Below are 19,481 nucleotides of genomic sequence, written 5' to 3' on the forward strand. Positions count from 1 at the left end.
CGCATGGACAATCCGGCGCACGGCCCCATAAACACGGTCATGGATACCGATATCATCATCGCGGGCGGCGGGCTGAACGGCGCGGCCCTGGCGCTGGCCTGCGTTCAGGGGGGGCTGTCGGTCACGCTGGTCGATCCCGCGCCTTCGGAAACGCGGGCCGCGCCGGATTTCGACGGCCGCAGCTATGCCCTGTCGCTCGGGTCGCGCAACCTGCTGTCGGCGCTGGGGCTTTGGGACGACCTGAAGGACGACGCGCAGCCGATCCTTCGGATCAAGGTCAGCGACGGACATGCGGGCTTCGGCCCATCGCCGATGGTGCTGCATTTCGATCATGCCGAGATCGAAGACGGTCCAATGGGCCACATGGTCGAGGATCGTCACCTGCGGCCCGCCCTGCTGGCGGCACTGGACGGGGCGGGCGTGATGCATCTGGCCGGCCGTTCGGTCGCGGCGCAAACGCCCGGCGATCATCGGGTGACGGTGACGCTGGACGACGGCACGACGATCGACGCGCATGTGCTGGTCGGGTGCGACGGGCGCGCATCGGCCGTGGCCCGGCGCGCGGGCATCGCGCGCTATGGACGCGACTATCGCCAATGCGGCCTGGTCGCCGCCCTGGGGCACGAACGGCCGCATGACGGCATCGCGCATCAGTTCTTCATGCCCGAAGGGCCGCTGGCGATCCTGCCGCTGAAAGGGAACCGCTGTTCGATCGTCTGGACCGAGACGGCCGAGAATGCCCGCCGCATCGCGGCGCTGGACGACGACGCCTGGCTGAATATCCTGCGGCCGCGTTTCGGCGATTTTCTGGGCGACATCCACCTTGCCGGGGGGCGGTTCACCTATCCGCTGGTGCTGAGCGTCGCGCAATCCTTCGTCGCGCCGCGCATCGCGCTGGTCGGCGACGCCGCCCATGCCGTCCATCCCATCGCCGGACAGGGGCTGAATGCGGGTCTCAAGGATGTGGCGACGCTGGCCGAGGTGCTGACCGACGCGCGCCGCCGGGGCGAGGATTTCGGCCGTCCCGAGGTTCTGGCCCGCTATGAACGGTGGCGCCGGTTCGACGTGACCGCGCTGGCGCTGGCGACGGACGGCTTCAACCGGCTGTTTTCGAACGACAACCCGCTGCTGCGGCTGGGCCGCGATCTTGGGCTGGGCGCGGTCAACGCGCTGGCGCCGCTTCGGCGCGGATTGCTGCGCGAGGCGGCGGGCCTGACGGGGGACCGCCCGCGCCTGTTGCGGGGCCTGCCGCTGAACGGTCAGACCGCCAGGCGGTAGCCGCCGCTTTCGGTGACAAGAAGGCGCGCGTTCGACGGATCGGGCTCGATCTTCTGGCGCAGGCGATAGATGTGGGTTTCCAGCGTGTGCGTCGTGACGCCGGCATTGTATCCCCAGACCTCGTGCAGCAAAATGTCGCGGGCGACGACCCCCTCTTTCGCGCGGTAGAGATATTTGAGGATGTTCGTTTCCTTCTCGGTCAGGCGGATCTTGCGTTCGGATTCGTCGATCAGCATCTTTAGCGCCGGGCGGAAGGCATACGGCCCAAGCTGGAACACCGCGTCTTCGGATTGTTCGTGCTGGCGCAGTTGCGCGCGGATGCGGGCCAGAAGGACCGGAAACTTGAACGGCTTGGTGATGTAATCGTTCGCCCCGGCATCGAGACCCAGGATCGTATCGGCATCGCTGTCATGCCCGGTCAGCATGATCACCGGGCATTTGACGCCCTGCTTGCGCATCAGGCGGCACAATTCGCGTCCGTCCGTATCGGGCAGGCCGACATCGAGGATCACCAGGTCGTAATGCTGGGCCTTGACCTTTTCCATCGCATGCGCGCCGCTATCGGCCTCGAACACGTCGAAATCCTCGGTCACGATCAACTGTTCGCTGAGCGCTTCGCGCAGATCCTCGTCGTCATCGACAAGAAGGATTTTCTTCAGGTTCGCCATGATGTTCCTCCGTCCGCTTCACAAGGAGTTGTGATCGCAACGCGCGGACGGCAAGTTTGGACGCCGATCTTTCACATGGACGTGTGAAGACGGCGGGATTTGTTTCACATTCCGACGCCACGAGGCTATCGCAGCACGATGAAGACCCCCCCGACACTACGCCTGACCCCGGCCGAACGGCTGGCGCGCGCGCGATCCGACATGCGCATGGGCGTGCCCGTAGTGCTGAGGGGGCCGGGCGGCGCGGCGCTGGTCAGCGGTGCCGAGGTGCTGTCGAAGGACAGGCTGGCGCATCTGGCCGCGGGCGGCGATGCGGTGCTGGCGATCACGCATCGGCGGGCCGGCACGCTGCATGTGCCGGTCTATGACGGCGATCTAGCACGGCTGCCCCTGCCGCGCGACGTGACGCCCGCCGATCTGACCGCCATCGCGGATCCCGCGGGCGACCTCGACACCCCGCTGAAGGGGCCGTTCCGGCCGGTGCGGGGCGGCGATGCCGCGCTGGCGCGGGCGGGCCTGGTGCTGGCGAAATCGGCGCGTCTGCTGCCGGCGGTGGTGCTGGTGCCGGTCGCCGAGCCGCCCGGCGATCTGACCCGTCTGGACGCCGATGCGCTGACCGACGACGTGGCGACGCTGCGCGCTGTCGTGTCGGCGCAACTGCCCACATCCGCCAGCCGCGACACGCGCCTGCACGTCTTCCGCCCCGACGATGGCGGCGACGAGCATTACGCGGTCGAGATCGGGCGCCCCGACCGCGACGGTGCGCCATTGGTGCGGCTGCATTCGGCGTGCTTCACGGGCGACGTGCTGCATTCGCTGAAATGCGATTGCGGCCCGCAACTGAACGGCGCCCTGGCGCAGATGGCCGGCGAAGGCGCGGGGGATCCTGCTGTATCTGAATCAGGAAGGCCGGGGGATCGGGCTGGCGAACAAGCTGCGCGCCTATGCCTTGCAGGATCAGGGATTCGACACGGTCGAGGCGAACCATCGCCTGGGATTCGAGGATGACGAGCGCGATTTTCGCATCGGTGCGGGGATCCTGCGGCGGATGGGCGTCGGCGCGGTGCGGCTGATGACGAACAATCCGCGCAAGGTTGCCATGCTGCAAGCGTCGGGCATCGACGTGGCGGGCCGTGTGCCGCTTTGGGTCGGACGCAATCCGCTGAACGACGCCTATCTGCGGACCAAGGCGCAGAAGTCCGGCCATCTGACCTGACGCGCGCGCGGCGTGGCTAGCCCGGCCGCCGCTCGCCGAAAATGGCCGAGCCGACGCGCACATGGGTCGCGCCCAGTTCGACCGCCAGTTCGAAGTCGCCGCTCATCCCCATCGACAGGTTCGGCAGACCGTTGCGGCGGGCGATGTCGGCCAGCATGAGGAAATGCGGGGCCGGATCCGCGCCATCGGGCGGGATGCACATGGCGCCGATCACCGGCAGATCCAGCGCGCGGGCGGTGGCGACGAAGGCGTCGGCATCGCGCGGCAGAACGCCCGCTTTCTGCGGCTCGGCGCCGGTATTCACCTGCACGAACAGATCGGGACAGGCGCCGCGTTCCTGCGCCAGCCGGGCCAGCGCATTGGCGAGACGCGGCCGGTCGAGCGTCTGGATGGTGCCGAAAAGATCGACCGCGGCGCGGGCCTTGTTGGTTTGCAAGGGACCGATCAGGTGCAGGTCGACGGCGCCGAAACGGGCCGTCCAGTCGGGCCACTTGCCGGCCGCTTCCTGCACGCGGTTTTCGCCGAAACTGCGATGGCCGGAGGTCAGCACGGCCTCGACCCGGTCGGGGGGCTGGACCTTGCTGACGGCGATCAGCGTGACGGATGCCTCGGACCGCCCGGCGCGGGCGCAGGCGGCGGCAAGGGCGGTCTGGACAGAGGTAAGCGACATGGCCCTATCCAGCACGGGGACGCGCAAAAGAAAAGGGCCGGCGCATGGCCAGCCCCTTCCGTTTCGTCCGATCCGAAGGGATCAGAAGGACATCGCGATACCGAACGAGTAGGTATCGAAGTCGAAGTCGTCGTCGCGGCCGTCGTCGAAGTCTTCGTCGACCTTGTTGTGGCCATAGCCGGCCTGCAGCTCGGCACCGCCGCCCAGATCGTAGTTCACGACCAGACCCCAGCCCGACAGATCGCCGTTGTTGGTGTCGAACTTGCCATAGTTGGCGGCAACCAGGAAGGAACCGAACTCGTAACCGACAGCCAGACCGTAGTGCTTGTCCAGATCGCCGACCACCGCGACGATGTCGCCGTCGTCGACGTCGTCATTGTCTTCGACGATGACGAGGGTCGAGTCGTTGTAGGTCGAGTAGTTCAGGATCGCCTGAAGGCCGTTATCCATCTTCATGTCGAGGCTGAGGCCGACGACTTCACCGGTGATGTCGTCGGTGTCGTCGAACTTGTCGTCGCCGTCGGTATCAACGGGGAAGGTGTTGCCCGAACGCTGATAGCCGAGACCGGCGCCGAAGGACACGTTGGCGAACTGGCCGGTGTAGCGCACGCCGATGCCGAGGATCGTGTCGTTGTCGATCTCGTCCGTGCGGTCGATCACGCCGTCGAAATCGTCATCGAAGTCGATTTCGTCGTTGTCGTCGTCGATCTCGGCCGAGATCGCGACGGCGAAATCGCCGAACGAATAGTCGTAGCGCGCGACCTGACCATCATAGTCACCGTCGAAACCCGAGTTGCCGTTGTAACCCAGATGCTCGTGGTTGTCGCCCAGCGAACCGCCGATGATCGCTTCGGTCATCACGAAGTCCAGTGCGCCGTCGGTGTCGCCCATCGTCAGCGTGCCGTAAGTGCCCGACACGAAGATGGTCGCGCCGCCGTCGTCGGCATCGTTGCGGGTGGCGCCGGATTCGCCCAGGCCGTCATCCGCGTTGTTGTCGCCGATCTGCTCGTCCAGGTCGACCGACGCGCCGAAGGTCAGGCCGGCATCGGTTTCGCCCGACATCGAGAAGGTGACGTCGATATCGGTGTGGAACTGGGCGTCGATGTCCGTCCCGCCGAAGATCCCCATTTCCGCCGTACCCGACAGATCCACATCCGCCATGGCGAAGGTCGTCGAAGCGACGAGCGCCGTGGTCGCAAGAAGAAATTTGTTCATGCTTTCCCTCATGATCTTTCATTCCGACCCCAGAAGGACAAGCTCCTTGGGTACGAGACCGGAGTGCGCCTTTCACGATATCGTTTCAAGCGCGGCAGCGGCCGGGCGGATCGAGGGTGCGGTAATTGGTGCAACAGCGCCACAGTGGTTCCGGCACGAGAAAGGCCGCCACGGTTTCCCGAAGCGGCCTCACACCGGATATCCGATGTGTCGGTCCGGGCGGATCAGCCGTCGCCGCGGGCGATCGCCTCGATCTTCTGGCACTTGTTCGATCCGTCGTCGGACGACGCGGTAATGGTGATGCCCGCGACCTGCGCCATGGTCAGCGTGTCGATCATATTTCCGTCGATGTCGCAGGCGCGCAGCGCACGGAAGACCTTGCCGGTCACCATCGTCACATCGGGGTCTTCCATCTGCTGCGCGAAGGCAGCGGGGGCGGCAACCCCGGCAAGCATGGCGGCAGTGGCGGCGGCGGTAATCATACGCTTCATCTTTGTTCCCTTTTTGACAGTATTCCGCCCGCGGGCGGTTCTTTGCACGTAGGCCATTCGGATGTAACGCTGCGAAAATCGGTCTGTAAAGTCATAGATCGTTGGCAATGTCTGACAGCACGGACAATTTCGCGACCCCCGGATGGCGTCTCGGTCATGTAAACGCGCGGGATAGCCGTTCGTTCCGCTGACGTTGGGTCAGAAGGCGCCGATTTGGTTTCTTGCCCGGTCGCGGTGCCTGCGATAGGTGTCGGCGGCACGATGGTTCAGGGATAGTCCACATGATGCGCGCCACGCCCCTTGTCACCGCAGCGTTCGTAGGCGCGTCCCTGCTGCTGTCGGGATGCGGCCGGACGACCGATGGCACCGTCAGCGAATCGACCCTGCGCCAGCGCGAGAACACGCCGCTGGCCGCCCAGCGCAACCGTTCGACGATCTGGGATCTGTTCGCCAACAACAACGACCCGAACATCACGGTCGAGGTGAACAAGTATATCTGGACCGCCACGCAGCAGATTCTGGATTTCATGCCGATCGAGGCGGTCGATCCGTTTTCCGGCGTCATCGTCTATGGCTACGGCCGTCCGCCCGGCGGTGGCGCGGCCTATCGCGCGACGGTCTATGTCACCGATCCGGCACTGGACGCGCGATCGCTGAACGTGGCGCTGGCGACGCAATCCGGCCCGGCGACGCCCGACACGGTGCGCGCGATCGAGGACGCGATCCTTACCCGCGCGCGGCAATTGCGCGTGGCCGACAGCCGGCGCTAAGCGTTTCGACCCACCGCATCTGCGCCGGAAGGCAGACCTTCGCCAGATCGTGACGCGCCCGGACGGCGGTGCGCGCCGCCGCGCCCAGCCTGTCGCGCAGCGCGGCGTCGCGGCACAGCGTGTCGATCCGGTCCACCAACCCCGCGCCGTCGAAAAAGCCGCATAAAAGGCCGGTCCGGCCGTTCTCGATTACTTCGGCGACGGGGACGGTGTCGCTGGCGACGATGGCGCAGCCCGCGCTCATCGCCTCGATCAGCGACCAGCTCAGGACGAAGGGATAGGTCAGATAGACGTGCACGCGGCTGATCTGCAAAAGCCGCGTGAAATCGGCGCGCCCCAGGCGTCCGACGAAATGAAGGCGCGCAAGGTCCGCCGGCGACAGCCTGCTATCCAGTTCGGCCAGCATCGTCTGCCGCCATGTGCCCCCGCCGGGGGGCGGCATGCCATAGCTGATCCCGTCGCCGCCCACGACGATCACCTGCGCGGCGGGACGGCGTTGCAGCAGGTCGGGCAGCGCCCGCATGAACACGTGAAAGCCGCGATAGGGTTCGAGGTTGCGGTTGACGAAGGTGATCACCTCGTCGTCGCGCGTCCAGCTTCGGCCGTTCAGCGTCAGCCGCGCGGCGGGATCGGGGCGGATGGCGTCGGTGTCGATCCCGTCGAAGGCGACGGTGATTCGCGCCCGGTCGGCGGGCGGATAGGTATCGGCCTGCCACCCCGTCGGGCTGAGGGCGGCATCCGCCATGTCCAGTTGCAGCCGCTGCGGCAGGTTCTTCAGCCGGATCCGCTGCGCCGCGCCGAATTCCTGCGGACCGCCAAACTCGGGGTCGAAGCCGACATCGGCGCCGGTCGCGCGATACCAGTATTCGCAATAAAGGCCGATCCGCGCCTGCGGCCAGACATCGCGCAGGAACAGCGCCTCGCCCCAGCCGGGATGCGCGATAACCGCGTCGGGGGAATAGCCGCGCGATTTCAGCGCCAGCATGGCGCGCATGGCGGCCGTTCCCCGTTCGACCGCGGCGTTCATCGTGGTAAGCCACGGATGCAGATGCGCCGCCTGCGGCCAGTCATGGCGATAGGGCAGCACGCGGATGCCGCGCCAGGTCTGCGGCTTGCCGGCGCGCCCCGTCAGGGCCGTGACCCGGTGCCCGGCCTGCGCCAGCGCGGGCGCCAGATGGGCGAATTGCGCGGGAAAGTTCTGATGCAGGAAAAGCAGGTCCATGACGCCCCCGGAACGGATCGCGTCCCGTCATGGACGACGAACGGGGCCGTTTTGTGGCGGGGCTGGACCCGTGCCGCCGCCCTCCCTATCAAGGCGCAGCCCGCGGCGGGCACGGATGGACGGGGGACGAAGGCATGTCGGGCTATGAGGCGGGCAAGGCGGAACCGAAATGGCAGCGCGCCTGGGCGGATGCGGGCGTGTTCACCGCGCGCCGCGATCCCGACCGGCCGAAATACTATGTGCTCGAGATGTTTCCCTATCCCAGCGGCAACCTGCATATCGGCCATGTCCGCAACTATGCCATGGGCGACGTGATCGCGCGCTACAAGATCGCCACCAGACATGCCGTGCTGCACCCGATGGGATGGGACGCCTTCGGTCTGCCCGCCGAGAACGCGGCGCAGGAACGGCGCGTGCATCCGGGGGAATGGACCTATGCCAACATCGCCAACATGAAGGCGCAGTTCGCCCGCCTCGGGCTGTCGCTGGACTGGAGCCGCGAATTCGCCACCTGCGATCCCGACTATTACGGCAAGCAGCAGGCGCTTTTCCTCGACATGCTGGACAAGGGGCTGGTCTATCGCAAGTCGGCCATGGTCAACTGGGATCCGGTGGACATGACCGTGCTGGCCAACGAACAGGTCGAGGACGGGCGCGGCTGGCGGTCCGGCGCCGTGGTCGAACGGCGCGAACTGACGCAGTGGTTCTTCCGCATCACCGAATATGCCGAGGATCTGCTGAATGCGCTGGACGGGCTGGACGACTGGCCGGCCAAGGTCAAGACGATGCAGGCCAACTGGATCGGGCGGTCGCGCGGGCTGCAATTCGCCTTTTCGCTCATTGATGGGCCGGACGGGCACGACCGGATCGAGGTCTATACCACCCGCCCCGACACGATGATGGGCGCCAGCTTCGTCGCGATCTCGCCCGATCATCCGCTGGCGCGGCGGCTGGAACGGGACGATCCCGCGCTTGCCGCCTTCAACGCCGAATGCCGCGCGACCGGCACCGCCGAGGAGGATCTGGAGCGGGCCGAAAAGCGCGGCCACGACACCGGCCTGCGCGTCCGGCACCCGCTGGATACTGCGTGGGAACTGCCGGTCTATGTCGCCAACTTCATCCTGATGGATTACGGCACCGGCGCCATCTTCGGCTGCCCCGCCCATGACCAGCGCGACCTGGACTTCGCGCGGAAATACGGGCTGCCGGTGATTTCGACCTTCGAGGCCGGGACAGGGGGGCAGACCCTGCCCGAGGACGGCGGCGAGGCGTTCGTGCCGCCCAAGACCGAAGCGGTCCGCTATGTCCGCGGCTTCGCGGGCGAGGCGGAACAGACCGGCGAGGCCGCCATCGACGCCGCCATCGCGTTCTGCGAGGCGAACGGCATCGGCCAGGGCGTCACCCGTTACCGCCTGCGCGACTGGGGCCTGTCGCGGCAGCGGTATTGGGGCTGTCCCATCCCGGTCGTTCATTGCCAAACCTGCGGCGTGGTGCCCGAGCGGAAGGAGAACCTGCCGATCCGCCTGCCCGACGATGTGGATTTCGACACCCCCGGCAACCCGCTGGACCGGCATCCGGCATGGCGCGACGTGCCGTGCCCGAAATGCGGCGGCGCCGCCCGGCGCGAGACCGACACGATGGACACCTTCGTGGATTCGTCGTGGTATTACGCGCGCTTCACCTCGCCCGGCGCGGCGACGCCGACCGACGCGGCCGAGGTGGATTACTGGATGAACGTCGATCAGTATATCGGCGGGGTCGAGCATGCGATCCTGCACCTGCTCTATTCGCGCTTCTTCGCCCGCGCCATGCACGCCACCGGCCATCTGCCGCAAAAGGCCATCGAGCCGTTCGACGCGCTGTTCACGCAAGGCATGGTGACGCACGAGATCTATCAGACGCGCGACGGCAACCGGGTGATCTATCACCTGCCCGCCGATGTGGACCCGACCGCCAAGATCCTGCGCGAGACGGGCCAGCCGGTCGAAATCGTCCCCTCGGCCAAGATGTCGAAATCCAAGAAGAACGTCGTCGATCCGAACGAGATCATCGACCGTTACGGCGCCGATACCGCGCGGTGGTTCGTGCTGTCCGACAGCCCGCCCGAGCGCGACGTGGAATGGACGGCCAGCGGGGCCGAGGCGGCGTCGAAGTTCCTGGCGCGCGTCTGGCGGCTGGCAGAACAGGCGGCGGACGCCCCCGAGCACGGCAGCGGCGACGATGCCCTGCGGCGCGAGACGCATCGCGCCATCCACGACGTGACGATGGGGATCGAGAGTTTCGGCTTCAACACCTCGGTCGCGCGGCTTTATGCCTTTGCCAACACGCAGGCCAAAAGCCAGGCGGGCCGCGCGGCGCGGATCGAGGCGGCGCGCATCATGGCGCAGCTCATGGCCCCCATGACCCCCCATTTGGCCGAGGAGATCTGGGCCCGTCTGGGCGGCGACGGCCTTTGCGTGACCGCACCCTGGCCGAAGGCCGATCCGGCGATGCTGGTCGATGACGACGTGACGCTGCCGATCCAGATCAACGGCAAGCGCCGGGCCGAGATCACCGTGCCCCGCGACATGGACCGGGGCCTGATCGAGGCGCTGGTGCTGGATCAGCCCGCCGTGCTGAAGGCACTGGACGGCGGCGCGCCGAAGAAGCTGATCGTCGTGCCGGGGCGCATCGTCAATGTGGTCGTCTGATCGCCGCGCGATCCTGCTGGGCCTGCTGGCCCTGCCCGCCTGCGGCTTCACCCCCGTCTATGGCCCCGGCGGCGTGGCCGAAGGGCTGCGCGGGCAGATCGCCGTTGCGCCGCCGCGGGACGAGCCGGGCTATGCGTTCGTTCGGCAGCTCGAGGATCGACTGGGCCGTCCGGCGGATGCGCGCTATGATCTGACGTCCGACATACGGCTGGACCGCCAGGGGCTGGGCATCACGACGGATCAGGAAACCACGCGCTTCCAGATCGACGGTGAGGCGACCTATCGGCTGGCGGATCGCGCGACGGGGGCCATCGTCGCCAGCGGCGAGGTCAGCAATTTCACCGCCTATTCCGCCCCGGTCGTGGCGCCGGGCCGCGCGTCCATCGCGGGAAACACCGTCTCGGTGCAGGTGGCCGAGGCGGATGCGGTCGAACGGTTGATGACGATTCTGGCCGATCAGCTTGTCGCGCGGCTGCTGGCCACGGCGGCGGACTGGCGGCGGTGAAGCTGACGGGCCGCGATGCCGCCGGCTGGATCGCCGGACCGCGCGAAACGGCGGCGGGAACGCTGCTTTACGGGACGGACGCCATGCGCGTCGCGCTGAAGCGGCAGGATCTGGTCGCAGCACTGATCGGTCCGCAGGGCGACGCCGAAATGCGGCTGACCCGGATGCCGGCGCAATCGCTCAAGGACGATCCGGCGGCGCTCGACGATGCGATGCGCGCTCAGGGCTTCTTTCCCGGCCGCCGTTGCGTTCTGGTCGAGGATGCGACGAACGCCCACGTGCCGCCGATCCTCGCCGCATTGAAGGGATGGCAACCGGGCGATGCCCATATCGTCGTGACGGCGGGCGATCTCAAGCCGGCATCGGCCCTGCGCAAGGGGTTCGAGGCGCACCCGGCCGCGGCGGCGATCGGGATTTATGCCGACAAGCTGGATCGGGCGGGCATAGCGGCGGAACTCGACCGCGCGGGGCTGCGCGACCCAGCCCCGGACGGTGTAGCGGCGCTGACGCAATGGGCCGCGCGGACCGATCCGGGGGATTTTCGGCAGATGGTCGAAAAACTGGCAATCTTCAAACTGGACGATCCCGCGCCGTTATCGGAAGCGGATGTCGCCGCCTGCGCGCCCGTCTCGACCGTCGCGGCGCTGGACCAGATCGTCGCGCTGGTGGCCGATGGCCGCACGGCGGAAATCGGGCCGGTGATGCAGCGGCTGGAAAGCCAGGGGGTCGCGGCCGTCGCGCTGTGCATCGCGCTGTCGCGCCATTTCCGCATGCTGCATGCGCTGGCCTGCGATCCGGGCGGTCCGGGGTCCGGCATCGGACGCCTGCGGCCGCCGGTCTTCGGGCCGCGCCGCGACGCGCTGTTGCGGCAGGCGCGCGACTGGGGCCGCATCCGGCTGGAACGCGCGCTGCGCGAACTGGTGGAAACGGATCTGACGCTGCGGTCGTCGTCGCGCGCGCCGGCGATGGCGGTGATGGAACGCGCGATGCTGCGGCTGTCGCTGATGCCTTGCCCCGACAGCCGCACGCGCGACCGCGCGGGCTAGCAGGGAACGCTTCGCTTTGCCTGCCGTTCGCAATGGACGCAGACAGCGGGAGGCGGGCACATGACGGACAAATCGGCCATCGTTCTGGGCGGCAGCGCCGGGGTGGGCCATGCGGTGGTGGTGGCGCTGCTGAACCGGGGCTACCGGGTGGGGGTGGTCGCGCGGGGGCAGACGCGGCTCGACACCATGCAGGCCGAATACGGCGAAAGGATCGCCACGGCGGCGGCGGATGTCAGCCAGGCGGACGTTCTGGAAGCCGCCGTCGAAAAGCTGGTCGTCTCGCTCGGCCGGCCCGCGATCTGGGTCAATTGCGCCATGCTGACCAGCTTTTCGCCTTTCGACAAGGTGGACGCGGACGAGTTCGACCGCATCGTCGGCACCACCCTGATCGGGCAGGTCAACGGCACGCGGCTGGCCCTGCGACACATGGATCGCGGCAATATCGTGAATATTGGATCGGGCCTGGGATATCGCAGCATTCCGATGCAGGCAGCCTATTGCGCGGCCAAGCACGGGGTGAACGGATTCACGCAAGCGGTGCGGTCGGAGCTGATCCGCAACGGGCGGCCCATCACCATCTCGCTGGTGCAGCTTCCGGCAGTGAACACGCCGCAATTCGACTGGGCGCTGAACCGCCTGCCGCACATGCCGCAGCCCGCCCCGCCCATCTTTCAGCCCGAAGTTCCGGCGCGCGGTGTTCTGAAGGCCATCGACACCAATGCGCGCGAGATCCTGGTCGGCCTTCCGACGCTCAAGCTGCTGTTCGGAAACTTCATGCTGCCGAACTGGCTTGATCACATGCTGGCGCGACAGGGCGCGGACATGCAGATGACCGACCGGCCCGATCCCGGCGACCGCCCCGACAACCTGCGCGCCCCGGCCGAGCATCCGGCCGCGTCGCATGGCCGCTTCGACGACCGGGCCAAGCCGGACGGGCTGATCGTGGACGGCGACGTGGCGCGCAAGGCGGTGTTCTTCGGCGTGCCCCTGCTGGCGTTCCTGCTAGGCCTGCTGCTGGGTTGACGGCCGCCGCGCCGGACTGGGAAGCGGCGGCGCGCCGGGTCACGCCCCCAGGATCTTGCCGCCGTTGGGATGCAGGGTCTGGCCGGTGAAGAAGTTGCCGTCGCTGGAAGCCAGAAACAGATAGGACGTGGCCACTTCCCAAGGCTGCGCCGCGCGGCCCAGGGGGCTGCTCGACCCGAAATCCTCGACCTGCTCGGGCGGCATGGAGCCGGGGATGAACGGCGTCCAGACCGGACCGGGTGCCACCGCGTTCACGCGGATGCCCTTGTCCGCAAGGTTCATCGCCATCGACCGGGTGAAGGCCAGCGTCGCGCCGCGCGTGGTCGAATAGGTGATCAGCGAATCGTTGCCCTTGAAGGCATTGACGCTGGTGGTGTTCACGATGCAGGCGCCGTCCTTCAGATGCGGCAAAGCGGCCTGCGTGCAGAACATGACGCCCAGTACGTTGCTGTCGATGATGCGCCGCAGCTCGTCTTCGGGGAATTGCGCGAAATCCTCGTCGATCAATTGCTGCGCGGCGTTGTTCACAAGGATGTCCAGCTTGCCGAATGCCTCGACCGTCCTAGCGACGGCGTTGTCAGCATTAGCCTTTTTGCCCAGATCTCCGGAGATCAGCACCGCTTCGGATCCTTCCGCCTCGACCAGACGCTTCGTTTCTTCGGCGTCGCGGTCTTCCTTCAGATAGGCGATGGCGACCTTCGCGCCCTCGCGCGCGAACAGCACCGAAACGGCGCGGCCGATGCCGCTGTCGCCGCCGGTGATCAGGGCCACCTTGCCCTTCAGCTTGCCGATGCCGGGATGGCGCGGCATGTAGTCGGGCGCCGGATCCATCCGCCATTCGTCGGCCGGCATGCTGTCTTGCGACTGGGCGGGAATCTTCTGTCCTTCGCTCATCGGGATCCTCCTTCAGATACTCATCGTGCCGACCGAACCGCCATCGACGCGCCACGCGCTGCCGGTGGTGAAGCTGGCGCGATCCGAACACAGCATGGCGATGACCGATGCGACCTCGTCCACCTTGCCGCGACGGCCCAACCGCAGAAACGGGCGCTCTTCCTTGAGGAAGGACTCGATCGCCTTGTCCTTGCTGACGCCCAGCTTGTCGGCACGCTTGTCCATCATGCCGTCGGTCATCGGCGTTTCGATGAAGGCGGGCGAAACGGCGTTCACCAGCACGCCCTTCGACGATACCGATTGGCTGAGCCCCTTGACGAAGTTCAGCAGCGCGGCCTTGGCGGTGTTATAGACGGCTTCGTCGACATAGGGCTGCACCGCGTTCTCGGACGTGACGCAGACGACGCGGCCCCAGCCCTTGTCGATCATCGCGGGAACCAGCGCGCGGGTCATCCGCACGGCGGTCATAAAATCCACGTTCCAGCACTCGTACCAATCGTCGTCCGTCATCTCCAGCGGGTCGCCCTTGGCGCCCGTGGTGCCGGCGGTGTGCACCAGAATATCGACCCCGCCGTTCTTTCTGGCGAAGTCGGCCAGCTTGGCGACATCGTCGCTGTCGGTCAGGTTCGCGGCCATGTACGCGGCGCCGCCCGGCACTTCGCTTGCGGCCTGCGCCACCTTGTCGGCATCCATGTCGGTCATCAGGACCGTCACGCCCTCCTCGGCCAGTATTTTGGCCGTCGCCAGGCCCATCCCGCCGCTGGCCCCCGTGACAAGCGCGGTCTTGCCGCCGATTTGCAGATCCATCGAAACACCCCTTCAAGTTTCCGCGCCTCAACAAGGGGAAAGCGGGTTCCGTTCCCGCGCGGACCGTGCGCCGTCGCGCACTCGCCGGGTCAGGCGCGGGACCGCAGCGCGGCGTCCAGCGCCGAGACGAAGCGCGCCTTGTCGGCCTTGGAAAACGGGCGCCCGCCGCCCTGCCGGAAGGGATCGGCGGCGCGCAGATCGGCCATCAGATCGCGCGTCGCCAGGACGTTGCCGATATTCGCCTGCGTCAATGCGCCGCCGTCGGGCCGCAGCACCCGCGCGCCGGCGGCCACGCATTTCGCGGCCAGCGGAATGTCGGTCGTCACCACCACATCGCCCGGCCCGGCGCGGTCGGCGATCCACTTGTCGGCCTCGTCCGGGCCGTCCGGCACGAAGACGACCTCGACCAACGGATTGCGCGACGGACGCAGGCCGCCGTTGCAGACCAGCGCCATGCGCGTTCCGGTGCGGGTGGCGACCGCCTCGGCCTCGGCCTTGACCGGGCAGGCATCGGCATCGACGTAGATCATCGCCCGTCTTTCGATGCGGCGGTCAGAGGCCCAGCGCCTCGGCATGGAAATCCAGATGATCGCCGATGAAGGTCTGCACGAAGAAATACGAATGATCGTATCCCTTCTGCATGCGGAACGCCCCCGGCTGCCGGCGGGCGGCCATCGCCTGCGCCAGCGTCTCGGGGCGCAGCAGGTCGGCGAACTGGTCCGCCGTCCCGGTATCGCACAGCACCGGCCCGTCGAAGCCGCGATCGGCCATCAGCAGACTGGCATCGTGCGCCGCATGGTCGCCGTCGCCCAGATAGGCCGCGAACTGCTTGCGGCCCCAATCGCTGGCGCTGGGGTTGCAGATGGGCGAAAAGGCCGAAACGGACGCGAACCGCCCCGGCGACCCCATCGCCAGCGTCAACGCGCCATGCCCGCCCATCGAATGCCCGGTGATCGCCTGACGGTCCATGTCCACCGGGAAGTCCCCCAGAAGGCCCGGCAATTCATCCGCGACATAGCTGCGCATCTTGTAGTGGGATGCCCAGGGCGCTTCGGTCGCGTCGACGTAGAAACCCGCGCCCTTCCCCATGTCGAAGGCGTCGTCGTCCGCGACATCCTCGCCGCGCGGCGACGTGTCGGGAAAGACCAGCGCCATCCCCAGATGCGCCGCATGGGCCTGCGCGCCCGCCTTGGTCATCGCGTTCTCGTGCGTGCAGGTCAGGCCCGACAGATACCACAGCACCGGAACGGGCCCGTCCTGCGCCTGCGGGGGCAGATAAAGTCCGAACGTCATGTCGCAGGCGCAGACCCGCGACCCATGGCGCAGGACAAGTTGCGATCCGCCGAAGCAGGCGTTTTCAGACAGTGGTTCCATGGCGACATTCCTTTTTCCGCGACGCTAGCCCAACCGGCCCAGCAAGGCCATTGCCCCGGTGAACGTCATCACCGACAGCACGGTCGAGACCAGGATCGAGGTCGAGGCGCGCATCGGCGCGACGCCGTAAGCCTGCGCGATGATATAGACATTGCCCGCGACCGGCAGCGCGGCCGCCGCGGTCATCACCCCGGCCGCATAGGGATCCACCCCGAAGACCAGCAGCGCGCTGACGGCGACCGCCGCCGGATGCAGCACCAGCTTGCAGGTCGAAAGCCACAGCGCGACCGACAGCCGTTCCGCCGACTTGCCCGCCAGCGACGCGCCGATGGCGAACAGCGCGCCCGGCGTCGCCGCCGCCCCCAGGATCGCCACGAACGACGCGGCGGGCACGGGCATCGTCCAGCCCGTCGCCGCCCAGGCCAGCCCCGCGACAACGGACACGATCATCGGGTTGCGGACCAGTCCCAGACCGACCGCGCCCAATGTCCGCAGCCGCACCCGGCCCTCGCGCGCGGCGGTGATTAGGATGACGATCAGACTGCCGAAGACGATCAGATCGACGGCCAGAACCTGCACCACCGGGCCGATGGCATCGGTTCCCAGCAAAAGCACCAGCATCGGAATGCCCAGAAAGCCGACATTGCCGATGACCGCGCATTGCGCCTCGACCGCGGCCTCCAGCACGCCGCGCCGCCGGACCAGCGCCACGATTGTCGCCAGCGCATAGACCAGTGCCGACGGGACCAGATAGGCCAGCAGGAACCGCGCGTCGATCACTTGCGCCAGATCGAGTTCGGACGAGAACCGGAACAGCATCGCCGACAGCGCGAAATAGAACACGAACTTGGTCAGCGCGGCGGTCGCGGCGGCGTCGAACATGCCCCGCCGCCCCGCCAGCCAGCCAAGGCCGATCAGCGCGAAGAAGGGCAGCGTCTGCTGAAGAACGGCAATCATGCCCTGCGATTAGCCGAACCGGCGCAGGCAGGCCACCGCGAACGCGCTTGACTTCGGCGGCCCTGCGCCCGATATGCAGGCCAAGACGCCGTTCCCTGCCGCGTGAGCAGACGGCCTGACGCCAGCGCGCGCCAGGCTCCATGGACCGGCGCAAGGTTTCCCAGATCACGCGGGGAGGCGCGCGGCACGGCGCAGGGGCAATTCGGCTTCTCGTCAGCGACCGTGCATCCCGTCTTGCGCCCGGCCTCGTGCCGGATGCGCTGCTATTCCAAAGGACATCCTTCATGGATTTCGATATGCTGGGCCTTGCGCCCAAACTGGTGGAGCGCCTGCGCGCCCAAGGCATCACCGACCCGACGCCGATCCAGAAACAGGCCATTCCGCATGCCATGAACGGCCGCGACGTGATGGGGCTGGCGCAGACCGGCACCGGCAAGACAGCGGCCTTCGGCCTGCCGCTGATCCACGCCCTGACCGGCGAGGGGACCAAGCCCGCCCCCAAGACGGCGCGCGGCCTCATCCTGGCACCGACGCGCGAACTGGCCAACCAGATTGCCGAGAATCTGCGCGATTATGCCGGCGGCACGCATCTGTCCGTCGCCATCGTCGTCGGGGGCGTCAGCATCAACCGCCAGATCGGCCGGCTGGAACGCGGCGTCGATCTGCTGGTGGCGACGCCCGGCCGTCTGATCGACCTGCTGGACCGGCGCGCCGTGCGTCTGGACGAAACCCGGTTTCTGGTGCTGGACGAGGCGGACCAGATGCTCGACATGGGGTTCATCCACGCGCTGCGCCGGATCGCGCCGCTGCTGGCCAAGGAACGGCAGACGATGCTGTTCTCGGCCACCATGCCCAAGCTGATGAACGAAATCGCCAACAGCTATCTGATGAACCCCATCCGCATCGAGGTGGCGCGCCCCGGCCAGGCCGCCGACAAGGTCGAGCAGGAGGTGCATTTCGTCTCGAAGGACGGCAAGACCGACCTGCTGCGCGAGATGCTGAACAAGCATCCCGGCGACCGCGCGCTGGTCTTCGCGCGCACCAAGCACGGTGCCGAGAAGCTGATGAAGCAGCTCGACCGTGACGGCTACAAGGCCGCGTCGATCCACGGCAACAAAAGCCAGGGCCAGCGCGACCGCGCCATCGCTGGCTTTAAGGAAGGCAGCATTCTGGTGCTGGTCGCCACCGATGTCGCCGCGCGCGGCATCGACATTCCGGGGGTCGAATACGTCTATAACTACGACCTGCCCAACGTGGCCGAGAATTACGTCCACCGCATCGGACGGACGGCGCGCGCGGGCCGGTCGGGCCAGGCCATCGCCTTCGCCGCCCCGGACGAGATGGGCTATCTATGGGACATCGAGAAGGTGCTGAAAACCAAGGTGACGGTCGCGTCGGGCGCGCCCTGGACACCCGTGGCCCCCGAACCGCAGGGCCGCGGGGGTGGTCGCGGCCGTCCCGGCGGCAAGCCGCAGGGCAAGCCCGCCGTCAAGGCCGGGATGAAGACCGGGGCCGCCAAGCCCGCGCGCAGACGGCGCAGCGGCGGCGGCGGTGGGAACCGGCGCGCGGCCTGATCGTCGATCCGTCGCCGCCGAGTTTTCACCGCGCACCGAACCTGCTAGTCCGGCGCGACAAGGACAGGGGGCGATCATGGGCAGGCTTGTCGACGGCATCTGGCGCGACGAATGGTACGACACCGACAGTCAGGGCGGCGCGTTCCAGCGCGACACCGCCCGATACCGCAACTGGATCACCGCCGACGGCAGCGCCGGGCCGTCGGGCGAAGGCGGCTTCAAGGCCGAGGCCGGGCGCTATCATCTCTATGTCTCCTATGCCTGCCCCTGGGCCAACCGGGCGCTGTTCTTCCGCAACCTGAAATCGCTGAGGCCGCTGATCGAGGTGTCGGCCGTCCATCCCGACATGCTGGCCGAAGGGTGGGAGTTTCGCACCGATTTCGATGGCGCGACGGGGGACAGGGTTTTCGGCCTGCCCTTCGCGCGCGACCTCTATCTGCGGGCCAACCCCAGGGCATCGGGGCGGGTGACGGTGCCGATCCTGTGGGACTTGGAACGCAACACCATCGTCAGCAACGAAAGCGCCGAGATCATTCGCATGTTCGATTCGGCGTTCGACGGGCTGACCGGCAACGACGACAGATACTGGCCAGAAGATCTGCGCGACGCCATCGAGCCGGTGAACGAGCGGATCTACAACACGGTCAATAACGGCGTCTACAAGGCCGGCTTCGCCACGACCCAAAGCGCCTATGAAGCAGCGGTGCATCCGCTGTTCGACACGCTCGATTGGCTGGAGGATCGGCTGGCGACGCGCCGCTATCTGATGGGCGACCGCATCACCGAGGCCGATTGGCGGCTGTTTTCCACCCTGGTGCGGTTCGATCTGGTCTATCACCAGCATTTCAAGTGCAACCGGCGCCGGATCGTCGATTACCCGAACCTCTGGGCCTATACGCGCGAACTGTATCAGTGGCGCTGCCCCGACGGATCGACGATCGCCGACACGATCCATTTCGACCACATCGTGCGCCACTACCATTACAGTCATCCGACGATCAATCCGCACCGGATCATCCCCATCAACCCGGTGATCGACTGGACCGAGCCGCATGGGCGCGATGCCCGCTTCGACCGCTGA

At 67.2% G+C, this 19,481-nt stretch carries 18 protein-coding genes and 1 pseudogene; 9 read left to right on the forward strand and 10 right to left on the reverse strand.

The features are described 5' to 3' along the window. Positions 1-3: 3 nt before the first annotated feature. On the forward strand, positions 4-1,278 hold the full coding sequence (locus tag OCGS_RS09055) for an FAD-dependent monooxygenase (RefSeq protein WP_007426942.1): 1,275 nt from the start codon (positions 4-6) through the stop codon (positions 1,276-1,278). On the opposite strand, the gene OCGS_RS09060 is transcribed toward OCGS_RS09055, so the two are convergent. Beyond that, positions 1,260-1,946: a response regulator transcription factor gene (locus OCGS_RS09060; protein WP_007426943.1), complete on the reverse strand. Its 687-nt coding sequence runs from the start codon at positions 1,944-1,946 to the stop codon at positions 1,260-1,262. The genes OCGS_RS09055 and OCGS_RS09060 overlap by 19 nt on opposite strands. A 138-nt stretch (positions 1,947-2,084) precedes the next feature. Between OCGS_RS09060 and ribA the strand changes: the two are divergent. Then, positions 2,085-3,162, forward strand: a pseudogene (gene ribA / locus OCGS_RS09065) (GTP cyclohydrolase II). A 16-nt stretch (positions 3,163-3,178) separates the two neighbouring features. On the opposite strand, the gene OCGS_RS09070 reads toward ribA, so the two are convergent. From OCGS_RS09070 to OCGS_RS09080, 3 genes are all read right to left on the reverse strand, one after another. Beyond that, positions 3,179-3,832: a YggS family pyridoxal phosphate-dependent enzyme gene (locus OCGS_RS09070; RefSeq protein ID WP_007426946.1), complete on the reverse strand. Its 654-nt coding sequence runs from the start codon at positions 3,830-3,832 to the stop codon at positions 3,179-3,181. 81 nt (positions 3,833-3,913) lie between these two features. Next, positions 3,914-5,047, reverse strand: coding sequence for a porin (locus OCGS_RS09075; protein WP_007426947.1), 1,134 nt, complete (start codon positions 5,045-5,047; stop codon positions 3,914-3,916). Between the two features lie 224 nt (positions 5,048-5,271). Next, positions 5,272-5,538, reverse strand: a complete 267-nt coding sequence (locus tag OCGS_RS09080; protein ID WP_156801018.1) for a hypothetical protein — start codon at positions 5,536-5,538, stop codon at positions 5,272-5,274. A gap of 281 nt (positions 5,539-5,819) precedes the next feature. On the opposite strand from OCGS_RS09080, the gene OCGS_RS09085 reads away from it, so the two are divergent. Then, positions 5,820-6,308 (forward strand): DUF3576 domain-containing protein, encoded by a 489-nt coding sequence (locus OCGS_RS09085; protein WP_007426949.1) that lies wholly within the window; start codon positions 5,820-5,822, stop codon positions 6,306-6,308. Here the strand turns inward: OCGS_RS09085 and OCGS_RS09090 are convergent. Then, on the reverse strand, positions 6,265-7,530 hold the full coding sequence (locus OCGS_RS09090) for a glycosyltransferase (RefSeq protein WP_007426950.1): 1,266 nt from the start codon (positions 7,528-7,530) through the stop codon (positions 6,265-6,267). The genes OCGS_RS09085 and OCGS_RS09090 overlap by 44 nt on opposite strands. Before the next feature lie 134 nt (positions 7,531-7,664). On the opposite strand from OCGS_RS09090, the gene leuS reads away from it, so the two are divergent. Genes leuS through OCGS_RS09110 form a run of 4 tightly spaced genes read left to right on the forward strand, consistent with a single transcriptional unit; the run spans position 7,665 to position 12,794 of the window. Further along, entirely contained in the window at positions 7,665-10,220 is a 2,556-nt protein-coding gene (gene leuS, locus OCGS_RS09095) for a leucine--tRNA ligase (RefSeq protein ID WP_040610853.1), read from the forward strand. Further along, on the forward strand, positions 10,207-10,725 hold the full coding sequence (gene lptE, locus OCGS_RS09100; RefSeq protein ID WP_007426952.1) for an LPS assembly lipoprotein LptE: 519 nt from the start codon (positions 10,207-10,209) through the stop codon (positions 10,723-10,725). Before leuS ends, lptE begins: the two co-directional genes overlap by 14 nt. Next, the gene (locus tag OCGS_RS09105) at positions 10,722-11,771 is read left to right on the forward strand and encodes a DNA polymerase III subunit delta (RefSeq protein WP_007426953.1); all 1,050 of its coding nucleotides are present in this window, start codon (positions 10,722-10,724) and stop codon (positions 11,769-11,771) included. Before lptE ends, OCGS_RS09105 begins: the two co-directional genes overlap by 4 nt. 60 nt (positions 11,772-11,831) lie before the next feature. Then, positions 11,832-12,794, forward strand: coding sequence for an SDR family oxidoreductase (locus OCGS_RS09110; protein WP_007426954.1), 963 nt, complete (start codon positions 11,832-11,834; stop codon positions 12,792-12,794). A 39-nt stretch (positions 12,795-12,833) separates the two neighbouring features. Here the strand turns inward: OCGS_RS09110 and OCGS_RS09115 are convergent, their stop codons facing one another. From OCGS_RS09115 to OCGS_RS09135, 5 genes are all read right to left on the reverse strand, one after another. Then, positions 12,834-13,688, reverse strand: a complete 855-nt coding sequence (locus OCGS_RS09115; RefSeq protein ID WP_007426955.1) for an SDR family oxidoreductase — start codon at positions 13,686-13,688, stop codon at positions 12,834-12,836. A 12-nt stretch (positions 13,689-13,700) separates the two neighbouring features. Next, a complete protein-coding gene (locus tag OCGS_RS09120) occupies positions 13,701-14,495 on the reverse strand; it encodes an SDR family NAD(P)-dependent oxidoreductase (protein WP_007426956.1) in 795 nt (264 codons plus the stop codon). 89 nt (positions 14,496-14,584) lie between these two features. Then, a complete protein-coding gene (locus tag OCGS_RS09125) occupies positions 14,585-15,025 on the reverse strand; it encodes a YaiI/YqxD family protein (protein WP_007426957.1) in 441 nt (146 codons plus the stop codon). A gap of 22 nt (positions 15,026-15,047) precedes the next feature. Next, a complete protein-coding gene (gene fghA, locus OCGS_RS09130) occupies positions 15,048-15,869 on the reverse strand; it encodes an S-formylglutathione hydrolase (protein ID WP_007426958.1) in 822 nt (273 codons plus the stop codon). Positions 15,870-15,893: 24 nt separating this feature from the next. After that, on the reverse strand, positions 15,894-16,826 hold the full coding sequence (locus tag OCGS_RS09135; RefSeq protein WP_007426959.1) for an AEC family transporter: 933 nt from the start codon (positions 16,824-16,826) through the stop codon (positions 15,894-15,896). 284 nt (positions 16,827-17,110) lie between these two features. Between OCGS_RS09135 and OCGS_RS09140 the strand changes: the two genes are divergently transcribed. Next, a complete protein-coding gene (locus tag OCGS_RS09140; protein WP_007426960.1) occupies positions 17,111-18,400 on the forward strand; it encodes a DEAD/DEAH box helicase in 1,290 nt (429 codons plus the stop codon). A 76-nt stretch (positions 18,401-18,476) separates the two neighbouring features. After that, positions 18,477-19,481 (forward strand): glutathione S-transferase family protein, encoded by a 1,005-nt coding sequence (locus OCGS_RS09145; protein WP_040610823.1) that lies wholly within the window; start codon positions 18,477-18,479, stop codon positions 19,479-19,481.

The sequence above is a fragment of the Oceaniovalibus guishaninsula JLT2003 genome (genome assembly GCF_000299575.1).
Classification (GTDB): Bacteria; Pseudomonadota; Alphaproteobacteria; order Rhodobacterales; family Rhodobacteraceae; genus Palleronia; species Palleronia guishaninsula.